This window comes from Bradyrhizobium sp. AZCC 1678, assembly GCF_036924765.1.
Classification (GTDB): Bacteria; Pseudomonadota; Alphaproteobacteria; order Rhizobiales; family Xanthobacteraceae; genus Bradyrhizobium; species Bradyrhizobium algeriense.
This window is the reverse complement of sequence record NZ_JAZHSE010000001.1, coordinates 879,737-900,342: the sequence shown is the minus strand read 5'-3', so window position 1 is coordinate 900,342 and position 20,606 is coordinate 879,737. Positions and strand designations below refer to the sequence as shown.

The following is a 20,606-nucleotide window of genomic DNA, read 5'->3' as shown; positions in this document are numbered from 1 at the left end:
CTCCCTTGAATTAGCGGCCGATGATCATGGCGCGCAGGCTCTTCGGCACCAGAAGTGCGAGCGCGACATGAACCACCATGAAGGCGACGATGCCAGCCATGCAGAAGAAATGGACGTAGCGGGCGGCCTCGTAGCCGCCGAACAGCGCCGTCAGATATTGCAACTGGACAGGTTTCCAGATCGCCAGGCCCGACAGCACGATGAGGATGCCGACGACGATGATTCCGGCGTAAAGCAATTTTTGCACGTAATTGTATTTGGTGAGATCGTCGTGTGATAGTTTTCCGGTAAGCGCCGCCTTGGTATCCGAGATCACGCCCTCCGGCGTGATCGGCAGCAGCTTCTTGCGGAAGCGGCCGGTGGCAAGACCCACAGTCAGATAGATCAGGCCGTTGACCATCAACAGCCACATCGCGGCGAAATGCCAGAGCAGCGCGCCGCCGAGCCAGCCGCCCAGCGTGATGCTCGGGGAGAAGCGGAAATCGAACAGCGGCGAGGCATTGTAGATCTGCCATCCCGACATGATCATCAAAACCATCGCGAAGGCGTTGGTCCAATGCAGCGCCCGCACCCAGGCCGGCTGAATGACCTTGGCCTTGGTTGACGCGGCGTGTTCGTCGCTGACTGTTACGGCCGACATGGCTCTTCCCCGCTTGCAATTCGCTACCAATTATACGCCGGGAACCGGCTTTCCGTTACTGCCATGACGCTATCAGATCGATGCACGGCGCGTATCGGGTTCACAAAAAAGCGAGCCGGGTTGCCCCGGCTCGCCAATCCACACGCCCTGTTGGGACCAGTCAGGGGCGCGCGGGAGCTCAGGACGCCGGCATCAGCACGGTGTCGACCACATGGATCACGCCGTTCGACTGATTGACGTTCGAGATCGTGACCATCGAGGTTCCACCCTTGGCGTCGATGATCCAGACCTTGCCGTCCTGAAGCTTGACCGAGAGTTGCTCGCCTTCGGCGGTCTTGAGCTTCATGCCGTCCTTCAGGTCGGACGCGGCGAGCTTGCCGGGCACGACATGGTAGGTGAGGATCTTGGTCAGGGTCGCCTTGTTCTCAGGCTTCACCAGCGTCTCGACGGTGCCGGCCGGCAGCTTGCCGAAGGCGGTGTTGGTCGGCGCGAACACCGTGAACGGGCCCTTGCTTTCCAGGGTTTCGACCAGACCGGCGGCCTTCACCGCGGCAACCAGCGTGGTGTGATCCTTCGAGTTGACGGCGTTCTGGACGATATTCTTGGAGGGGAACATTGCCGCGCCCCCGACCATCACGGTCTTTTCCTCCGCGCTGACGGGCGCGGTGATGGAGGCGGTGAAAGCCAGTGCGCTGAAGGCGGCGGCGGACAGAAGTGCAATACGTTTGGACATGGAATCTTCTCCCGAGGATTGCGATGGCCGGCGGGGCATCCGCCGGTGCTGAAAACAACGACGCCAGGCCGATGGACCGGGTTGATTTCGTCGTCGTTGGGCCGAGCTACGGGAGGTTTTTCGGCCGGTTTCGGCGAATAAATTATCGTGATGGCTGAAACTTTTGCGGGGGCAGGCCGTGCGTCGACGGACACCCGTAGATCCTATGGGGTGGCAGGTGGTCAGGGGTAAGCTGAGTTTGCGACCACCCAACCACCCGGAGGATCTACGAAGCTAACGCAACAATCTAGACAAGTACTTCCAGCGCCTCCGCCGTCGGCGAATTCGCCAGATCGGATCGCGCCAGGCGCACCGCGATTCCGACCTTGCTGAGCGTATGCGGGATTGGGGGGCTGAACTTGGACACGCCAACGGTGATGGTGTCGATCAATGCAAAGCGTCGCAGCAGGCCGATCGCAACGGCCTCCCCGAGCGCTTCCAGCGTTTGATATTTCATCGCGCCGGCGAGGCTCACCGCGGCGTCCACCACGGCATCGTAGCGGATCGATGCATCCAATCTGTCGTCCCGGTGCGTTGGAGCCGGATTCAACGTCGCGTCGATGTCGAAGGTGAATTTCTGGCCGAGGCTGCGTTCTTCCTCGAACAAGCCATGGTATCCGAAGGTCTGCAATCCGGCGATCTGGATGGTCGTCAACATTGGGCCGCTCCTTCACGAGAAGGTGGATCGGATTATCCGATTGCCCAGGCGCGCGGCGCAATTCCTCGCGCTTCCCGATGGTGCTCCATCTGCGATCGCCAGTCGCGCGAGATTGCTTGTATAGAGGCACAATCGACGCGGCTCAAGGGTGAGCCTGACATTTCCGAGCTGGCTTCGGAGCGCTGCAATGAATGTGGAATTGTACGGTTACCAATAACTGGCATTACTGTGGCGCCGCGCAACGGCTTGGGATGGCTGGAGCCCTTGCGATACCTGTGTGATGCTTGGGAGATGACGCATGAAGGACTCGATCTTCGCCGAGGGTGCCGGCTATGTCAGGGGGCGCTTCGTCCCGATCGCCGAAGCGACGCTGCCCGTCACGGATTGGGGTTTTACGCGGTCCGATGTTGTCTACGACGTCGTGCATGTGTTCAAGGGCGGCTTCTTCCGGCTTGCCGACCATCTCGATCGTTTCGAGCGCTCGATGGCGAAGCGCCGGATCCGGCCACCGGAAGACAGCACCGCGATCGAGGCGATCCTGCATCGCTGCGTGGCGCTGACCGGCCTTTCGGACGCCTATGTCGCGATGGTGGCCTCGCGCGGACGGCCGCGCGTTGCGGGATCACGCCGGCCGGCCGATTGCGAAAACCACCTGATCGCCTATGCGCTGCCCTGGATCGATGTCGTTCCGAAGGACGTACAGGCGCGCGGGGCCCATGTCTGGGTCGCCTCGACGCCGCGCGTGCCCGACGCCTCGGTCGATCCCACGGTCAAGAACTATCAGTGGAACGATCTGACCTCCGGCCTGCTGGAGGCGCACGACGCCAATTTCGACACCGCAGTGCTGTGCGACACGCAAGGTTTCTTGACTGAAGGGCCGGGCTTCAACGTCTTCCTCGTGAAGGACGGAAGGGTGACGACATCAGATCGCGGCAGCCTGCACGGCATCACGCGCCGATCGGTGCTGGAGCTCTGCGCCGAACTCGGCATCGAGGCTGCGGTTGAACCGATTCCCCGATCGGCGCTCGACCACGCGGACGAGGTCTTCCTGGCGACGACGGCCGGCGGCGTCATGCCCGCGTCGCGCATCGGCGCGCGCATCCTCGGCAACGATCGGCCCGGGCCGATCTCAATGCGGCTCAAGGACACCTACTGGCGCAAGCACGAGGAGGGCTGGCACCGGACGCCGGTCCGCCCCCTGGAGGCCGAGGCCGGCGACTGAATTATCGTGATTTGCGAAACTTTTGAGAGCCCGAGCCGTGCCGTGACGCCCCATCTCTCTCGTCGTCCCTGCTTTCGCATGCTTTCGCAGGGACGACGATGGAGGGAGTTCGTCCTAATCCCGATTGTGCGGCGTCTGGATGAACCCGCGATTATGCGTCGGGCTGATCAGGATCTCGTTCATGCACACCCGCGCGGGCATGCTGGCGACGAAGGCAATGGTGCGACCGCAATCTTCCGGCTGCAGCATTTTCGCCTGCTCTTCTTCTGACGGCACCACGGGGCGCAGCTTCAAAATCGGGGTCGCGACCTCGCCGGGCGACAGGCAGCAGGCGCGCAGGCCATTGACGCATTCATCCATGTTGAAGGAATGGGTCAGCGCCAGCACCGCATGTTTTGTGGTGGTGTAGGCCGGGCCCGGCATTTTCGAGACGTGACGGCCGGCCCAGGACGCGACGTTAATGATGCAACCGTCCTGCTGCTTCCGCATCGCCGGCAGCACCGCGCGCATGCAGTAGAGCACGCCATTCAGGTTGATATCGACGACCTTGTCCCAGCCGTCCACTTCCATGTCGGCCCAGCTTCGCTTCGGCACGTTAATGCCGGCGCTGTTGACCAAGAGATCAATCCGGCCGTGATTGGCGAGAATCTGTTCCGCCGCCTTGTCCACGTCGGCCTTGTTGCTGACATCGAGCGCGATCGCCTCGGCCTTGCCGCCCTTTTTGGTGATGTTTGCCACCACCTTGTCCAGCGCGTCCTTGCGCCGGCCCGAAACCACCACGATCCAGCCATCCGCCGCCAGGAATTCCGCCCCTGACGCGCCGATTCCGCTGCCACCGCCCGTCACCCAGGCCACGCGTTTCCCGCTATTTGTCATGCAAACTGTCTCCGTTGCTTTATGAAGGTCGTTCTTGCTATTCCAGCCGGCGAAATTCCGCAGGCCAGCGCCCTCTCAGGGAATGATGCATGAACACGACCGCCAACGCCAACCTGTTTTCCCGCCTGTTCGACACGCTCGACGATCCGAACCGGCTCGCGATCGAAATGCTCGATGGCACGCATATCAGCTATGGCGATCTGATTGCCCGCGCCGGGCAGATGGCGAACGTGCTGGTGTCGCGCGGCGTCAAGCCCGGTGACCGCGTCGCAGCCCAGACCGAGAAATCAGTGCCGGCGCTGGTGCTGTATCTCGCGACCGTGCGCGCGGGCGCGGTCTACCTGCCGCTCAACACCGCCTATACGCTGAACGAACTCGACTACTTCATCTCCGACGCCGAACCGTCGCTGGTCGTGTGCGATCCTTCGAAGGCGGAAGGCATCGGCGCGATCGCGGCGAAGGTGAAGGCAAAAGTCGAAACGCTTGGGCCCGACGGAACGGGATCGCTCACGGATGCCGCCGCCAAAGCGGAAGCTGCGTTTGCAACCGTCGCGCGCGCCAATGACGACCTTGCGGCGATCCTCTACACCTCGGGCACGACAGGCCGTTCCAAAGGCGCGATGCTGACGCACGACAATCTGGCGTCGAACTCCTACAGCCTGGTCGACTACTGGCGCTTCACGAATAAGGACGTGCTGATCCACGCGCTGCCGATCTACCACACCCACGGCCTGTTCGTGGCGAGCAACGTCACTCTGTTCGCCCGCGCCTCGATGATCTTCCTGCCGAAGTTCGATCCCGAAATGATCATCAAGCTGATGGCGCGCGCCACCGTGCTGATGGGCGTGCCGACCTTCTACACAAGGCTTTTGCAAAGCCCGGCGCTGTCGAAGGAATCAACCAAGCATATGCGGCTGTTCATTTCGGGCTCCGCGCCGCTGCTCGCCGATACCCACCGCGAGTGGTCGGCGCGCACCGGGCACGCCGTGCTCGAGCGCTACGGCATGACCGAAACCAACATGAATACTTCCAACCCCTATGATGGCGAGCGCGTACCCGGCGCGGTCGGTCATCCCTTGCCCGGCGTCTCCGTCCGCGTCACCGATCCCGAGACCGGCAAGGAGATTGCGCGCGACGAGATCGGCATGATCGAGGTCAAGGGCCCGAACGTGTTCAGGGGTTACTGGCGGATGCCGGAGAAGACAAAATCCGAATTCCGCGACGACGGCTTCTTCATCACCGGCGATCTCGGCAAGATCGACCCCAAGGGCTATGTCCACATCCTCGGCCGCGGTAAGGACCTGGTGATCTCGGGCGGCTTCAACGTCTACCCGAAGGAAATCGAGAGCGAGATCGACGCCATGCCGGGCGTGATCGAATCCGCCGTGATCGGCGTGCCGCATGCCGATTTCGGCGAAGGCGTTACCGCCGTGGTGGTCTGCAACAAGGGCGCCGATATCACCGAAGCGGGCGTGCTGAACGCGCTCGACGGCAGGCTCGCGAAGTTCAAGATGCCGAAGCGTGTGTTCGTGGTCGACGAACTGCCGCGCAATGCCATGGGCAAGGTGCAGAAGAATATTTTGCGGGATACCTACGCGAAGATATACGCGAAGTAGGTGCCGTAGGCCTGGGGGGACGGACAATGGGCAAGGCACCTTCCGGTGAAATTCCCGCCATTAGCAGCACGCTTCGATGGGAAGAGGTTTCTCTTCCAGATTCGATATCCGAAGCTGATCTCGACCAGCTCATCTTTTCGGTCATGACCTCACGGTTGCAGAAGACCGCGATGATCATCGCCAGGGCAATGAAGCGATGCGAGGAGCTCGATCTGGCAATCAATGAGGAGATCCTCGGCGCCCGCATCGGGGCGTTAGCCGAGTCTGATCGGATCGAAGGCGCCGGCGATCTCCGCAAATGGCGTCATAGCGAAGTGCGACTGAAGGACTAGGCCGCCTGCGCCGAACGGCTACTGCCCGTTCAAAAGGCTGATCGCAAACCTGCCGCCGACAATGAACATGTACGCGCCGAACGCCATTTCCAGCGCGCGTTTCGACAACGCGTGCGCAACCCTCACCCCGAGCGGAGCCGTAACGAGCGTGGTCGGCATCACCAATAGCGCGCCGATCAGCGAGACATAGCCAAGCGTGAATGGCAGTTGCAGCGCGGGCGACGTCGGGAAAGCGCGCCGCGGCGGGCCAGCCGGCATAGACATAACCGATCGCGCCGGGGATCGAGATCAACACCGCAATCGCCGACGAGGTCGCGACCGCCTGATGGATCGGCCGGCCGTAGAACGTCATCAGCATGTTCGCGAACAGTCCGCCCCCGACGCCCATCAAGGTCGATAACAGCCCGACGAAAAAGCCGTAGACACGCATCAGAAAGCCCTTCGGCACGTCGTCGCCGAGCTTCCAGCTTTCCCGCGCCAGCAACAGCCGCGCCGCCGCCGACCACGCCACTATCACGAACACGATCTTGAACAGGCGCTCCGGCGCAAAGCGTGCAGTGACGCTGCCGGCCGTAACACCGAGCACGACCGGCAGCCACCAGCGCCGGAGGATGTCCAGGTCGACCGCGCCCCTGTTGTAATGAGCGCGAAACGAAGAGAGCGAGGTCGGGATGATGATCGCAAGCGAGGTGCCGATGCAGAGCGGCATCCGCACCTCCAGCGGCACGCCGGCCAGCCGGAAGCATTCGTAGAACACCGGCACCAGGATGGCGCCGCCGCCGATGCCGAACACGCCGGCCAGAAATCCCGACAACGCCCCCACCGCGATCAGGAGCAAGGCGAGTTCGATGAGTTCCTGGGGATCGAGGCCGGCCACCATGTCTGTGAGCATCCCACGTTCAGAACCTGCGGCCGCGCGTCTGGATGGCCGTTCCGCGAGACTTAGCTGCTTCGAAGCGGGCCGCAAAATCCGCATATCGGGTCGGCTCTGGATGAATAGCCTCGACGCGCTCGCCACTGCTGCCGAGGGAAGGCCCGGCGTCGTGCGGGTGCCGTCGTGGCAGGCCAGGCCGATCTGGCCGCCGGCCACTTGGTGCGGCTGCTCGCCGACTACGAGCCGGCATCGACGCCATTGCACCTGATGTTTCAGCCGTCGCGGCTCGCTTCGCCGACGATCTGGGCCTTCGTCGACTACCTCGTCGAACACTGGCGCGGCGTCGATCCGCCAGGTGCGCAGGCCCGCGTTGATCGATAAACAGAATCAATATTCAATTCTTAAATCGTGCCAAATGGTCGTGGTATACCAAGCCGCTGATTAATCGCGTTTCATAGCCTCCTAGCAATGAACGCTAGTTCCATTTCAAGCGATTTGATCGTTGCGCGGACTGGTGCGACTACGTAAATAGAATTCATCTACCGCGCATCCCCATGGGCCGGCCGCGGTTCCACACAACATGAAGCCGCCGAATGACCGCCAGGATCGAACGACCGCTATCGCCCCATTTGCAGACCTATCGCGTCACCCTGACGATGGCGCTTTCCATCATCCATCGCGCCACCGGAATCGCGCTCTATTTCGGCACCCTGCTGCTCTCCTGGTGGCTGATTGCCGCGGCGTCCGGCCCGGGGGCCTACGCCAATGTCCAGGCCTTTACCGGCAGCATTATCGGCAAGCTGATCGTGTTCGGCTACACGTGGGCGCTGCTGCATCATCTGTGCAGCGGTATCCGATACCTCTTCTGGGACCTCGGCTATGGGTTCAAGGCCAATGAGCGCGAGGCGCTGACCTGGGGCGCGCTGATCGCGGGAATTTCGCTGACCGTGCTGGTCTGGATCATCGCTTATACGGTCGGAGGCGGACGATGAGCGGCCCTCGCTCGATGCGCACGCCGCTCGGCCGCGTCCGCAATCTCGGTTCCTCGCATTCCGGCACCACCGATTTCTGGCGCCAGCGCCTGACGGCGGTGGCGATGGTGCTCCTGATCATGCCCGTCATCGTGATCGTCCTGATGCTGATCGGCCGCAATCAGGCCGGCGCCGCGCAAATTCTCGGCTCGCTGCCGATCGCGATCATCCTGGTCCTCTTCATCATCGCCAGCACCTGGCATATGCGGATCGGCATGCAGATCGTGATCGAGGACTATGTGCACCACGAGAAGCTGAAGCTCGCCAGCGTGATGGCCAATAATTTCTTCTGTATCGCGGTGGCCTTGGCCTCGATTTACGCGATCCTTAAATTGTCATCGGGAGTGTAACCCATGGCTACTCAAAGGACGGCTGCTCAAGGCAACGGCAAGGCCACCAACGGCGGTGGCGGAATCGGAAGTAGTCCTGCCACCAACGGTAAATCCTATCCGATCGAGGACCACACCTACGACGTGGTGGTGGTCGGTGCCGGCGGCGCCGGCCTGCGCGCCGTGGTCGGCTGCTCGGAAGCCGGCCTGCGCACCGCCTGCATCACCAAAGTGTTCCCGACCCGCTCGCATACGGTCGCCGCGCAAGGCGGCATTTCGGCGTCGCTCGGCAACATGCATCCGGACGACTGGCGCTGGCACATGTACGACACCGTCAAGGGATCGGACTGGCTCGGCGACCAGGACGCGATCGAATACATGGTGCGCAACGCGCCGGAAGCCGTCTACGAGCTCGAGCATTGGGGCGTGCCGTTCTCGCGCACCGAGGACGGCAAGATCTATCAGCGCCCGTTCGGCGGCATGACCATGGACTACGGCAAGGGCCAGGCGCAGCGCACCTGCGCCGCGGCCGACCGCACCGGCCACGCCATGCTGCACACGATGTACGGCCAGGCGCTGCGCCATTCGGCCGAATTCTACATCGAGTTCTTCGCCATCGACCTGATCATGGACGACCAGGGCGTCTGCCGCGGCGTGATCGCGCTCAAGCTCGACGACGGCACGCTGCATCGTTTCCGCGCGCAAACCACGATCCTCGCGACCGGCGGCTACGGCCGCGCCTACGCTTCCTGCACTTCGGCGCATACCTGCACCGGCGACGGCGGCGGCATGGTGCTGCGCGCCGGTCTCCCGCTGCAGGACATGGAATTCATCCAGTTCCACCCGACCGGCATCTACGGCTCGGGCTGCCTCGTCACCGAGGGCGCCCGCGGCGAAGGCGGCTATCTCGTCAATTCCGAGGGCGAACGCTTCATGGAGCGTTACGCGCCCTCCGCCAAGGACCTCGCCTCCCGCGACGTCGTCTCGCGCTCGATGACGATCGAAATCCGCGAGGGCCGCGGCGTCGGCAAGAAGAAGGACCACATCTACCTGCACCTCGACCATCTCGACCCGAAGGTGCTGAATGAACGGCTGCCGGGCATTTCCGAATCGGCAAAAATCTTTGCCAATGTCGACGTCACCCGCGAGCCGATCCCGATTGTGCCGACCGTGCACTACAACATGGGCGGCATCCCCACCAATTATCACGCCGAAGTGCTGACCAAGATCAACGGCGACGACAATGCGGTGGTGCCCGGCCTGATGGCGATCGGCGAAGCCGCCTGCGTGTCCGTGCACGGCGCCAACCGCCTCGGCTCCAACTCGCTGATCGACCTCGTCGTGTTCGGCCGCGCGGCTGCGCTGCGGCTTGCGGAAAAACTGACGCCGGGCGGCAAGCAACCGGACCTGCCGGCGGATTCTTCCGATCTGGCGCTCGGCCGGCTCGATCGCTATCGCTACGCCTCCGGCGGCACGCCGACCGCGAAGCTGCGCGAGGGCATGCAGCACGTCATGCAGAGCAATTGCGCGGTGTTCCGCACCGGCGAGATCCTGCACGAAGGCCAGAACCTGATCCACAAGGTCCATGGCGGCATCGGCGACGTCGCCACCACCGACCGCTCGCTGGTCTGGAATTCCGACCTGATCGAAACGCTCGAATTCGACAATCTGATCGCGCAGGCGGTCGTGACGATGGATTCGGCGGCGAACCGCACCGAAAGCCGCGGCGCGCATGCGCGCGAGGACTTTTCCGAGCGCGACGACAAGAACTGGATGAAGCATACGCTGGCGTGGATCGACCATGGCGGCAACACCACGATCGATTATCGCCCGGTGCACGACTACACGATGACGAACGACGTCCAGTACATCCCGCCGAAGGCGCGGGTGTATTGATCGTACTTGTCATGTGCGGACTTGTTCCGCGCATCCGGCTTCAAAAGAGGATGGATTGCCGGGTCAAGCCCGACAATGACGAGAAGAACGGCAGAGGCAGGACATATGGCTGAATTCGCACTTCCCAAGAACTCGAGGATCACCGGCGGCAAGACCTGGCCGATGCCGGCGGGCGCGACCGAGACGCGCGAGTTCAGGGTGTATCGCTGGAATCCTGACGACGGCAAGAACCCGAGCGTCGACACCTATCACGTCGACATCAACGACTGCGGGCCGATGGTGCTGGACGGCCTGATCTGGATCAAGAACCATATCGATCCGACGCTGACCTTCCGCCGCTCCTGCCGCGAAGGCGTCTGCGGCTCCTGCGCCATGAATATCGACGGCCAGAACACGCTGGCCTGCACCAAGTCGATGCACGACGTGGCCGCGGGCGGCGCCGTCAAGGTCAACCCGCTGCCGCACCAGCCGGTCGTGAAGGACCTGGTGCCCGACCTCACCAATTTCTACGCGCAATACGCTTCCATCGAGCCGTGGCTGAAGACCACTACGCCGACGCCGCAGAAGGAATGGAAGCAGAGCCACGAGGACCGCGAAAAGCTCGACGGCCTCTACGAGTGCATCCTCTGCGCCTGCTGCTCGACCTCCTGCCCGAGCTATTGGTGGAACAGCGACCGCTTCCTGGGGCCGGCGGCGCTGCTGCAGGCGAATCGCTGGGTGTCGGACTCCCGCGATGAGGCCACCGGCGAACGGCTCGACAACCTCGAAGACCCGTTCCGGCTCTACCGCTGCCACACCATCATGAATTGCGCCAAGGCCTGCCCGAAGGGCCTGAACCCGTCGCAAGCCATCGCCGAACTCAAGCTGAAGATGGTCGAGCGCCAGATCTAGGGGCTGGCGCTGTCCCGTAGATCCTATGGGGTGGCAGGTGGTCAGGGGTAAGCTGAGTTTGCGAGCACCCAACCACCCGGAGGATCAACGATGCGCACTGATCACACTGGCACACCCGCCGGCTGCGAGTATGGCACGGTTTACATTGCTTTCGAACTGAGCAAGGCGAAATGGCAGCTGGGCATAATGATGCCTGGCGGCGAGAAGATGAGCCGTTACCGGATTGATGGGGGCGACCTGGCGGCGCTGTCGGGTTTGCTGGTCAAGGCTCGGGCGAAGGCGGCGCAGGCGGGGAAGCCGGTTCGTATTCTGTCCTGCTATGAAGCGGGTCTCGACGGTCATTGGCTGCACCGCTGGCTGGCCGACAACGAGGTACTCAATTACGAGATCGATGCGTCGAGCATCGAGGTGAACCGGCGGGCCCGGCGGGCCAAGACCGATCGGATCGACCTGGCGCAGTTGATGCGCTCGTTTCTGGCGTATCTGCGGGGCGAACCGCGGGTTTGCAGCATGGTTCGGGTTCCCACGCCTGAGGACGAGGATCGCAAACGGCGCACGCGCGAGCGCGAGCGGCTGCTGAAGGAGCGCACCGGGCACAGCAACCGGATCAAGGGGCTGCTGCATGGCCAGGGCATCCGCGATGTCATGCCCCTGAAGCCGGGCTTCTTGTCGGGTCTGGACGAGGTGCGTACCGGCGATGGGCGCGTTCTGCCGCCACGGCTGAAGGACGAGATCCGCCGCGAGCATGAGCGGCTGGTATTGGTGCACACGCAGATCAAGGCGCTCGAGGCGGCGAATGCGGCCGCGCATCGGGCACCGGCAAAGGACTCGGTCGAGGCGAAGGCGGTTCAGCTTGCCCAACTCAAGGCAATCGGCCCGCACATCGCCCAGCTCCTGGCCAACGAGGTCTTCTACCGTGACTTTAAGAACCGGCGTCAGGTCGGCAGTTGCGTCGGACTGACCGACATGCCCTACGACAGCGGCGCCCGCCGTCGACAACAAGGCATCAGCAAGGCGGGCAATCGCCGGGCGCGAACGACCGCAATCGAGCTCGCCTGGCTGTGGCTGAGCCATCAGCCCGACAGCGAGCTGAGCCGCTGGTTCCGCGCGCGGGTTGGCAACCTCAAGGGCCGCATCCGCAAGATCGCCATCGTAGCGCTGGCGCGCAAGCTGATGGTGGCACTGTGGCGCTATCTGGAAACCGGCCTCGTGCCAACCGGCGCGGCGCTGCGCCCAAGCCTCTAACGAACGCCGGTGCGCCAATGACGGCCGACGTGACCCAGGACAGACGTGTGACCGAACCCGGGTTTGGGTCTTCGGATTCCGCTTTCGTAGATGGGTCCCGTCTCTTCTGGGCCTTACCTTCACCCGTGCATGAAAGATCAGGGTCCGGGTCACCACACCCGACCGGATACAAGTTGATGCGGTGTCTGCCGCATAACAACGTCACGGCCCAGTCCAGGATGTCGCGTCAACCCGCTCACCGCGCGCACCAAAACGTTCCGATCCGAAAGCTTCGCGCCAGCCTTGCCGCCGTCAAGGTCGCTACGCGCCGCCTCCGGCGGTGGCCTGCGGCCAACCTTGACCGCGGCCGCGCCTGGCGCAGCGATCAACCATCGGAACGAAACAGCCACTGCGAGCGCAGCGCGCTCCACGACAACGACCGGGAGCAACACATGCCCTGATCAATCATTCCCCTTGACAACCACAACCCCATACAAGCCCGGATGGAGCGAAGCGAAATCCGGGACAGGTTTATCCGGCCGTGTGGAGTGCACCCCTGCTGTGAGACACAAGAATCAGGGACAGGTTGTGCCCGCCGCTTGTGGCGGCAGGGCGGGTTGAGAGATAGCGGCCGGGCTGCGGGGCTGCTGCGCAGCAGCCCCGCAGCCCGGTAGATTTGCTTCGAACTCGGCGGGAGGCCGGTAAGCCAGCGCCGAGTGCAGCCGTTGGCGGTTGTACACCTCCTCGATGAAGGTGCCGATGGCATTTTTCGCATGCTGCGCATCGCGGTAGGTTTGGCCGTTGACCTCCTCCTGCTTGAGGGTCTTCATGAAGCTCTCGGCTCTGGCATTGTCGTAGGGATTGCCAACCCGGCTCATGCTTGGGGCAATGTCGTGCCGCTGGAGTAGTTCAGTGTAGTCGCCGCAGGCGTATTGGATGCCGCGGTCGGAGTGGTGGATCAGGCTGCCGGGCGTTGGCCGGCGCGCCTCCAGCGCCATGGAGAGTGCGGCGATCGCCAGGCGCGCCTCCAGGTGCGTTTCCAGGGCCCAGCCGACCACGCGCCGGCTGAAGGTATCGAGCACGATGGCGAGATAGGCGAACTCTTCCTGCAGCCGGATGTAGGTGATGTCCGCCACCCAGAGCTGGTCGAGGCCGCTCGGCACCATGCCGCGGGCCAGGTTCGGTACCACGCGCCAGGAGTGGCGCGAGTCTGTCGTAACCGGCACAAACGGCCGCCGCCGCAGGCACAGCAGATTATCCTGCTGCATCAGGCGCAGCACGCGTTTGCGGTTCACCGCAAAGCCTTCACGTCGCAACTGCGCGGCGATCCGGCGATAGCCGTAATGCGTGTACGCAAGCACCAACCGCTGGATCGCGTCCCGCACAGCGGCTTCTTCCACGCGCGGGGCGGAGGCCGCCCAGTGCCGGTAGTAGCCGGCCCGGCTGACGCCAGCCAGCACGCACATCCGCTCAATCGTGAGTTCGCCTTGCAGCAGGGGGATCGTCATCGCCTGGATGACCGCGTAGATCCCGTCACGCCAGGTCCGGCGTTCGGCCGGCGTGCTTCCTTGACCCGCCGCAAGGCTTGCCGAAAAAAATCGAGCTCGATCTGCTGCTGGCCGATCTTGCGCTCAAGTTCGGCAACCCGCTCTGGCGCGGCAATGTCGCCAGCCGCAACCTCGCGCGCCCGCTCCGTCACCTTCGCCGCGACAACGGCAGTGCCCTTCCGCGGTCGACCCAGCGGCCGCAGCGCCTCCGCCCCGCCCGCCCGAAACAGATCGCGCCATGCATAGAGATCCTTGCGCAGCACATTCAGCTCCTGTGAAAGAGCCCTTATGCGCTCGCCCGCCAAAATGCGGCGCACCGCCTCAAGCTTGAATTCTCGGCTGAAAATACGGGGAGATTTCTTGGACATGCGTTCTCCGTTAGAGAACTGTCCCTAATTTCCCGTGTCTCACTTTTGGGGTGCACTCCAGTGAGAATCCCGGATTACGCTCCGCTCCATCCGGGCCACGAAGAGCTACCGGACCGGGAATGGCGATATTTGAATCGATTATGATCGATCCGTCCGGAAGGAAGTTCCCTTCGTCGCCCAACTTTGTTCTCAACGAAAGATTGCGTTAAGCTCGGCGCGGAGCCGGAGCGCCCGTGCGGATCGAGCAACGTAATTCGCTGAGACTACTGCAATGGATGATGGTCGCTTCGCTGGCCCTCCCGTTGGCCCTGTTTGTATTTGCATCCGCCGTCTCCTGGGTCTCGATCCGCGAAACCGCCGACCGCGAAATCGAACGCGCGCTGGATGTCGCGCACGAACATGCGCTGAAAGTGTTCGAGACCATCGACCGCAGCCTGTCGGAGATGGCCGAGATCATCCGCGACGTTCCCGACGCCGAGATCGTTGCGCGCGAGCAATTGCTGCATCTGCGGCTGAAACAACTGGTCGCTTCGCTGCCGCAGGTGAAATCGGCCTGGATTTTCGACGCCAAGGGCCACGCCCTCGTCAACAGCCTGGTGGTGCCGGCACCCGGGATCGATTTTTCCGACCGGGATTATTTCAGGGCCCACGCGGCGGCCGGCGATATCGGAACCTATATCGGTGAAGCGCTGAAGCCGCGGCCGCCCTATCAGGGCGCCGCGTTCTTCGGCGTCAGCCGACGACGGCCGAGCGAGGATGGCGGCTTCGCCGGCGTGCTGCAGGCTTCCGTGTTCCCGGAATATTTCGAGAATTACTACGCCCGGATCGGCCGCGAGCCCGGCAGCTACTTCGTGCTTGGCCGGACGGACGGCACCGTGCTGGCGCGTTTCCCCACCGTCGACCGCGACATCCGTCTCGACCCCAAGGGCCCGATCGGGAAAGCAATCGCCGCCAGTCCAACGCCCGGCCTCATCACGGTGACATCGCCGACCGACGGCATCGAACGCCGCCTGGGCTACCGGCGGCTCGCCGAATACCCGATCTATGTCGGCGCCGGCCTCGAGACCTCGGCGATCCGCGCGCGCTGGCTGTCCACCATGAGCCAGCATCTGATCTTCGGCGCGCCGGCCACCGCGCTGCTGTTTGCCCTATTGGGGCTGGCCTTGCGCCGGACGCGCCATCTCTATTTCGAGGCCGAGAAGCGGCAGGTGGCCGAAGAAGCGCTCAAGCACGGCCAGCGGCTGGAGGCGCTGGGCCAGCTCACCGGCGGCGTCGCGCATGACTTCAACAATCTGCTCACGGTGATCCGCGCTTCGGTGGACCTGTTGCGGCGGCCCGACCTGCCGGAGCCGCGCCGGTTGCGCTATATCGATGCGATCTCCGATACCGTGACCCGCGCCGCCAAGCTGACCGGGCAGTTGCTGGCTTTCGCGCGGCGGCAGACATTGAAGCCGGAGGTGTTCGAGGTCGGGCGAAGCGTGCAGACGCTGGCCGAAATGATCGGCACCCTGATCGGTTCGCGCATCGAGATCGTCATCCTTGGCCCGGAAGAACCGTGCCTGGTCAACGCCGACGCCGGCCAGTTCGAAACCGCCATCATCAACATGGCCGTGAACGCGCGGGATGCCATGGAGGGCCGCGGACGGCTGACGATTGCGGTGGGCATGGCGGCCAGTCTGCCCAACGCCGCGCCCCTGTCGCAAAATCCCTATGGCTATGTCGCCGTATCCGTCGCCGACACCGGCAGCGGCATCCCGCCGGATCAGTTCGAACGTATCTTCGAACCCTTCTTCACGACCAAGCAGGCCGGCCATGGCACCGGGCTCGGCCTGTCGCAGGTGTTCGGCTTCGCCAGGCAATCCGGCGGCGAAGTGGCCGTCGCCAGCGAAGTCGGCAAGGGCAGTATTTTCACGCTGTACCTGCCGCGCACCGCCGGCAGCGGGAAATCGCGACAGACGCCGGCGGCGGATGCCACGGCGATCGCCGGGAGCGGGATGTCGGTGCTGGTGGTCGAAGACAATTCCGAGGTCGGGCAATTCGCCACCGACGCACTGGCCGATCTCGGCTACACTACCCGACTGGTCGGCAGCGCCGCGCATGCGCTCGAAGAGCTGGCCGTCGGCGCCGATCGTTTCGATGTGGTGTTCACCGACGTGGTCATGCCGGGCATGACCGGCCTCGAACTCGCCCAGGAAATCCGTCGCCGGCACGCCGACCTGCCGGTCGTGCTGACCAGCGGTTACAGTCACGTGCTGTCGGAACATGGCAGCCACGGTTTCGAGTTGCTGCAAAAGCCCTATTCCGTCGAGCAGCTCTCGCGCGTGCTGCACGGGGTGGGCCGCTTGCGCAAGGTGAGGCGCGCCAACGAAGTAATTTGATCCCGCCACGCCCGTCATTGCGAGCGAAGGATGCGAGCAGGCTGAAGCCACAAGGAACCATCTGATTTCCCCTAGCGTTATCGCGGCATGGCCAAGGGAGATGCAAAGCTCAAACCGCGCGTCAATAAATCCGACGCGAAGAAGTCCGCTGAATCAGAAACAAAATCGGAATTTGCTGAAGTCGTTGCCGAAGGCGGCGATCAGGTCGAACCGCCGCCGCCGGAGGTCGTAGAGACCGATCCGGAATTATCGCCGCAAGAGGCCGAGCAAGCGCGCAAGGATTATCTGCTGACGCGGTTCTGGATCAGTGCGCGCGGCTACTGGGGCAGGAACGGCGACCGGCTGGCGTGGCTGTTTTCGATCGGGCTATTGCTCCTGATCGTCGCCAATGTCGGCTTTCAATACGGCATCAATGTCTGGAATCGCGCGATCTTCGATGCGATCGAGAAGCGCGATGCCGCGACCGTCTATTACCTCACCGCCGTGTTTTTTCCGCTGGCGATCGGCAGCGTTCTGCTCGGCGTGACGCAGGTGTTCGCCCGCATGGGCATCCAGCGCCGCTGGCGCGCCTGGCTGACGAATGCGGTGATCTCGCGCTGGCTGGCCAGCGGCCGCTACTATCAGCTCAATCTGGTCGGCGGCGATCACCAGAATCCGGAATACCGCATCGCTGAGGATTTGAGGATTGCGACCGACTCACCGGTGGATTTCGTCGCGGGCGTCACATCGGCGTTCCTCTCGGCCGCGACCTTCATTGTCGTGCTCTGGACCATCGGCGGTGCGCTGACGCTGACATTGGGCGGCTCGACCGTCACTATCCCCGGCTTCCTCGTGATCGCTGCGATCGTTTACGCGGCGATCGCCTCCGGCTCGATCACAGCGATCGGACGAAGCTTCGTGCAGGTGTCCGAGGACAAGAACCAGGCCGAAGCCGAATACCGATATGCGTTGACCCGCGTGCGCGAGAATGGCGAAAGCATCGCGCTGCTCGGCGGCGAAGAGGAAGAGCGCGACGGCATCAACAAGACCTTTTCAAAAGTGCTGCGGCAATGGGCGCGGCTCGCCGGCCAGCACATGCGCACTACGGTGGTGTCGCAGGGATCCGGGCTGATTGCGCCGGTGGTTCCGATATTGTTGTGCGCGCCCAAATATCTCGACGGCAGCATGACGCTCGGCCAGGTGATGCAAGCGGCGTCTGCCTTTACTATCGTGCAGACGGCATTCGGCTGGCTGGTCGACAATTATCCGCGGCTTGCCGACTGGAACGCCTGCGCCCGCCGCATCGCCTCGCTGATGATGTCGCTCGACGGCCTCGAACGCGCCGAGCAGGGCGACGGCATCGGGCGCATCCAACGCGGTGAAACCAAGGGCGAAACCATGCTCAGCCTCAACGATCTGTCGGTAACGCTCGACGACGGCACAGCGGTGGTCGATGAAACCGAAGTGGCGATCGAACCCGGCGAGCGCCTGTTGGTGGCGGGTGAATCCGGCACCGGCAAGAGCGCGTTGGTTCGCGCGCTGGCGGGGCTGTGGCCATGGGGCGGCGGCAGCGTCAACTTCCATCCCGATCGCCGGCTCTTCATGCTGCCACAGAAGTCCTACATTCCGTCCGGCACGCTGCGGCGCGCGATCACCTATCCCGGCGCGGCCGACGACTGGCTCACTGAGCAGATCTGCGACGCGCTGCACAAGGTCGGCCTCGATCACCTCAAGGACAAGATCGAGGAAGAAGGACCGTGGGACCAGACGCTGTCGGGCGGCGAAAAGCAGCGGCTGGCGTTCGCACGGTTGTTGCTGCACAACCCCGATATCGTGGTGCTGGACGAGGCCACTTCCGCGCTCGACGAGAAGAGCCAGGAGAAGATGATGGAGATCGTCATCAAGGAGCTACCGATGGCCACCATCGTCAGCGTCGCCCACCGCGCCGAGCTGGAGGCGTTTCACAGCCGCAAGATCGTGCTGGAGCGACGCAAGGGCGGCGCCAAGCTCGTCAGCGACGTCAACCTGATCCCGCGCAAGGACAGGCGACGCCTGCTCGGCCGCTTCCTGCGCCATCGGAAAGCTGCGAAGAAGGCGGCGTAGTAGAGGAATGCGCACGATCCATCCAGCCGTCATTGCGAGCGCAGCGAAGCAATCTACCTCTCCACTTGCCGCGCTATGGATTGCTTCGCGGAGCCTGTCATCGGGCGGCGCTTCGCGCCGACCCGTTGGCTCGCAATGACGTGGATGGGCCGCGGCGTGCTGGACACCCCATTCGTGGCACGACAGGCCGGTCGAACATGACTACGATTGGCCTATTTCACTACCGCAAAACCGGCTATGCATGCGGCGCTTCTACCCGAGGACTTTTGCTTGACGCCCGACAACGATCCGTCTCCCGCGCCGTTCGGCGCATTCGCCCCGAATGCCGCACAGGCCGCGATCATTCGGCTTGCCCACCGCACGCGACTGAAGCGTGGCGCGTTCCGGCCCTGGCTGTCGCGGCTGGTGAATCTGCTACGCGCGGGTCCCGTCGACGTGCCATATCAAGGCGCCTCGTTCCGCTTCTACCATCAGGCCAGCGCCACCGAGCGCGGCGCGCTGTTCAACCCCGCCTACAACATCGAGGAGCTGGATTTCTTGCGCGCGCATGTTGCCGTGGGCGGGGTGTTCGTCGATGTCGGCGCCAATGTCGGCACCTACGCGCTTGCGCTGGCGCGCCATGTCGGCGCCGGCGGCAAGGTGATCGCGATCGAGCCGCATCCGGTCACCCATGCGCGCCTCGCCTTCAACAACACAGCCTCCGGCTTCACCCAGGTGCGACTGGTCGCGGCCGCCGCCGGTCCTGACGATGGCGAATTGCTGATCGAAACCGACGGCGACAATCTCGGCGCCAGCCACATCGTGTCGGGCGACGCCTCCGCCAAGGCGATCAAGGTACCGTCACTGCGGCTGCAGCGCATCCTCGAAGAAGCCGGCGTCTCGCATGTCGACGCGCTCAAGATCGATGTCGAAGGTTTTGAGGATCGCGTGCTGACCGGCTTCTTCGCCGAAGCACCGCAGGCATTGTGGCCCCGCGCGATCGTGATCGAGCATCTGTCGAAGGACGAGTGGCTGGACGACTGCATCGCCGACATGCGCGCGCGAGGCTATATCGACACCGGCAAGACCCGCAGCAACACCCTGCTGGCGCGAGGCTGAATTTCCCTTGCCCGGCCATTGCTCGAACCGAAGGAGAGCTTGATGATCGACCACGTCGGATTTCCGGTTTCGGATTACGAACGTTCCAAGACCTTCTATCTGAAAGCCCTGGCGCCGCTCGACTACACCCTCGTGATGGAAGTCACCCAGGAACAACACGGCCACGATCCCGCGGCAGGCTTCGGCGCCAATGGAAAGCCCGATTTCTGGATCGGTGGCGAAGGCGGGTTGGACAAGCCGTTGCACGTCGCGATCCTGGCCAAGGACCGCGCCACGGTGGACGCCTTCTATAAGGCCGCGATGGCGGCCGGCGGGCGCGACAACGGCGCGCCGGGAATTCGCGCGCACTACCACCCGAACTATTACGGCGCCTTCGTGCTCGACCCCGACGGCCACAACATCGAGGCCGTCTGCCACACGCCGACATAGCCGGTTCCGGCCGGTTCCATTGGCGAGGGGCACGGGAACTTCGTGCCGACCTCGCCGTTGTCATTCCTGGAGTTGAAACTTCGGGAGACGCGATGCCGATCGAACCGCCGGAAATACCGCCGGCGACACCGGGACAACCAACCGAGCCTCCGCCGGAGAACCCTCCGGGTAATCCTCGCCCGGAGGTGCCACCACCATTCCGCGAACCCGGCCAACCACCACAACCGGAGGAGCTGCCGGGCAAGATGCCGGATGAGTTACCGATACGCGGGCCGAATGGCCCTCGCACACCCAATCCTGCCACCGATCCGGGTGCCGGATGAATACTTCGCCTGAACGCGCA

General features: G+C 63.5%; 20 protein-coding genes, 1 pseudogene and 1 riboswitch. Of the genes and pseudogenes, 14 read left to right on the top strand and 7 right to left on the bottom strand.

All coding sequences use genetic code 11. The features are described from left to right. Window positions 1–10 precede the first annotated feature (10 nt). The 3 genes from V1294_RS04285 to folB form a co-directional block, all read right to left on the bottom strand. A complete protein-coding gene (locus V1294_RS04285; protein WP_334488003.1) occupies window positions 11–640 on the bottom strand; it encodes a cytochrome b/b6 domain-containing protein in 630 nt (209 codons plus the stop codon). Window positions 641–818: 178 nt separating this feature from the next. After that, window positions 819–1,373, bottom strand: a complete 555-nt coding sequence (locus V1294_RS04280; RefSeq protein WP_334495359.1) for a fasciclin domain-containing protein — start codon at window positions 1,371–1,373, stop codon at window positions 819–821. Between the two features lie 286 nt (window positions 1,374–1,659). Then, entirely contained in the window at window positions 1,660–2,070 is a 411-nt protein-coding gene (gene folB, locus V1294_RS04275) for a dihydroneopterin aldolase (protein WP_334487999.1), read from the bottom strand. A gap of 35 nt (window positions 2,071–2,105) precedes the next feature. Next, a riboswitch (ZMP/ZTP riboswitch) is annotated at window positions 2,106–2,186 on the bottom strand. 182 nt (window positions 2,187–2,368) lie between these two features. Between folB and V1294_RS04270 the strand changes: the two genes are divergently transcribed. Further along, complete coding sequence (locus V1294_RS04270; RefSeq protein ID WP_334495357.1) at window positions 2,369–3,292, top strand: aminotransferase class IV; 924 nt, start codon at window positions 2,369–2,371, stop codon at window positions 3,290–3,292. A gap of 114 nt (window positions 3,293–3,406) precedes the next feature. Here the strand turns inward: V1294_RS04270 and V1294_RS04265 are convergent, their stop codons facing one another. Beyond that, complete coding sequence (locus tag V1294_RS04265; RefSeq protein ID WP_334495354.1) at window positions 3,407–4,168, bottom strand: SDR family oxidoreductase; 762 nt, start codon at window positions 4,166–4,168, stop codon at window positions 3,407–3,409. Between the two features lie 89 nt (window positions 4,169–4,257). Between V1294_RS04265 and V1294_RS04260 the strand changes: the two genes are divergently transcribed. Both V1294_RS04260 and V1294_RS04255 read left to right on the top strand, forming a co-directional pair. Continuing rightward, window positions 4,258–5,784: a malonate--CoA ligase gene (locus V1294_RS04260; RefSeq protein ID WP_334495352.1), complete on the top strand. Its 1,527-nt coding sequence runs from the start codon at window positions 4,258–4,260 to the stop codon at window positions 5,782–5,784. Between the two features lie 26 nt (window positions 5,785–5,810). Then, a complete protein-coding gene (locus V1294_RS04255) occupies window positions 5,811–6,116 on the top strand; it encodes a DUF3658 domain-containing protein (RefSeq protein ID WP_334495351.1) in 306 nt (101 codons plus the stop codon). An 18-nt stretch (window positions 6,117–6,134) separates the two neighbouring features. On the opposite strand, the pseudogene V1294_RS04250 reads toward V1294_RS04255, so the two are convergent. Then, window positions 6,135–6,996: pseudogene (locus tag V1294_RS04250) on the bottom strand (sulfite exporter TauE/SafE family protein). A gap of 177 nt (window positions 6,997–7,173) precedes the next feature. Between V1294_RS04250 and V1294_RS04245 the strand changes: the two are divergent. The 6 genes from V1294_RS04245 (at window position 7,174) to V1294_RS04220 (ending at window position 12,382) form a co-directional block, all read left to right on the top strand. Further along, the gene (locus tag V1294_RS04245) at window positions 7,174–7,371 is read left to right on the top strand and encodes a hypothetical protein (protein ID WP_334495350.1); all 198 of its coding nucleotides are present in this window, start codon (window positions 7,174–7,176) and stop codon (window positions 7,369–7,371) included. A 212-nt stretch (window positions 7,372–7,583) separates the two neighbouring features. Next, entirely contained in the window at window positions 7,584–7,982 is a 399-nt protein-coding gene (sdhC, locus tag V1294_RS04240; protein ID WP_334487987.1) for a succinate dehydrogenase, cytochrome b556 subunit, read from the top strand. A gap of 14 nt (window positions 7,983–7,996) precedes the next feature. After that, window positions 7,997–8,371 carry a succinate dehydrogenase, hydrophobic membrane anchor protein gene (sdhD, locus tag V1294_RS04235; RefSeq protein ID WP_334490129.1) on the top strand — a complete coding sequence of 125 codons (375 nt, stop codon included), beginning with the start codon at window positions 7,997–7,999 and terminating at the stop codon, window positions 8,369–8,371. A gap of 3 nt (window positions 8,372–8,374) precedes the next feature. Beyond that, complete coding sequence (sdhA, locus tag V1294_RS04230) at window positions 8,375–10,246, top strand: succinate dehydrogenase flavoprotein subunit (RefSeq protein ID WP_334495349.1); 1,872 nt, start codon at window positions 8,375–8,377, stop codon at window positions 10,244–10,246. A 105-nt stretch (window positions 10,247–10,351) separates the two neighbouring features. Next, entirely contained in the window at window positions 10,352–11,137 is a 786-nt protein-coding gene (locus tag V1294_RS04225) for a succinate dehydrogenase iron-sulfur subunit (RefSeq protein WP_334487983.1), read from the top strand. Window positions 11,138–11,227: 90 nt separating this feature from the next. After that, window positions 11,228–12,382, top strand: a complete 1,155-nt coding sequence (locus V1294_RS04220; protein ID WP_334495347.1) for an IS110 family transposase — start codon at window positions 11,228–11,230, stop codon at window positions 12,380–12,382. Between the two features lie 554 nt (window positions 12,383–12,936). Here the strand turns inward: V1294_RS04220 and V1294_RS04215 are convergent. Together V1294_RS04215 and V1294_RS04210 are read right to left on the bottom strand one after the other, a co-directional pair. Continuing rightward, window positions 12,937–13,869, bottom strand: coding sequence for an IS3 family transposase (locus tag V1294_RS04215; RefSeq protein WP_334495346.1), 933 nt, complete (start codon window positions 13,867–13,869; stop codon window positions 12,937–12,939). After that, window positions 13,866–14,276 carry a helix-turn-helix domain-containing protein gene (locus tag V1294_RS04210; protein WP_334495344.1) on the bottom strand — a complete coding sequence of 137 codons (411 nt, stop codon included), beginning with the start codon at window positions 14,274–14,276 and terminating at the stop codon, window positions 13,866–13,868. Before V1294_RS04210 ends, V1294_RS04215 begins: the two co-directional genes overlap by 4 nt. 233 nt (window positions 14,277–14,509) lie before the next feature. Here V1294_RS04210 and V1294_RS04205 point away from each other — a divergent pair, with 233 nt between their 5' ends. From V1294_RS04205 to V1294_RS04185, 5 genes are all read left to right on the top strand, one after another. Continuing rightward, a complete protein-coding gene (locus V1294_RS04205) occupies window positions 14,510–16,654 on the top strand; it encodes a hybrid sensor histidine kinase/response regulator (protein ID WP_334495342.1) in 2,145 nt (714 codons plus the stop codon). 87 nt (window positions 16,655–16,741) lie between these two features. Further along, the gene (locus V1294_RS04200) at window positions 16,742–18,736 is read left to right on the top strand and encodes an ABC transporter ATP-binding protein/permease (RefSeq protein ID WP_334495341.1); all 1,995 of its coding nucleotides are present in this window, start codon (window positions 16,742–16,744) and stop codon (window positions 18,734–18,736) included. Window positions 18,737–19,006: 270 nt separating this feature from the next. Next, a complete protein-coding gene (locus V1294_RS04195) occupies window positions 19,007–19,834 on the top strand; it encodes an FkbM family methyltransferase (RefSeq protein WP_334495339.1) in 828 nt (275 codons plus the stop codon). Between the two features lie 42 nt (window positions 19,835–19,876). Further along, window positions 19,877–20,263 carry a VOC family protein gene (locus V1294_RS04190; RefSeq protein WP_334495338.1) on the top strand — a complete coding sequence of 129 codons (387 nt, stop codon included), beginning with the start codon at window positions 19,877–19,879 and terminating at the stop codon, window positions 20,261–20,263. A gap of 92 nt (window positions 20,264–20,355) precedes the next feature. Beyond that, on the top strand, window positions 20,356–20,586 hold the full coding sequence (locus V1294_RS04185; RefSeq protein WP_334495336.1) for a hypothetical protein: 231 nt from the start codon (window positions 20,356–20,358) through the stop codon (window positions 20,584–20,586). The last annotated feature ends 20 nt before the right edge of the window (window positions 20,587–20,606 follow it).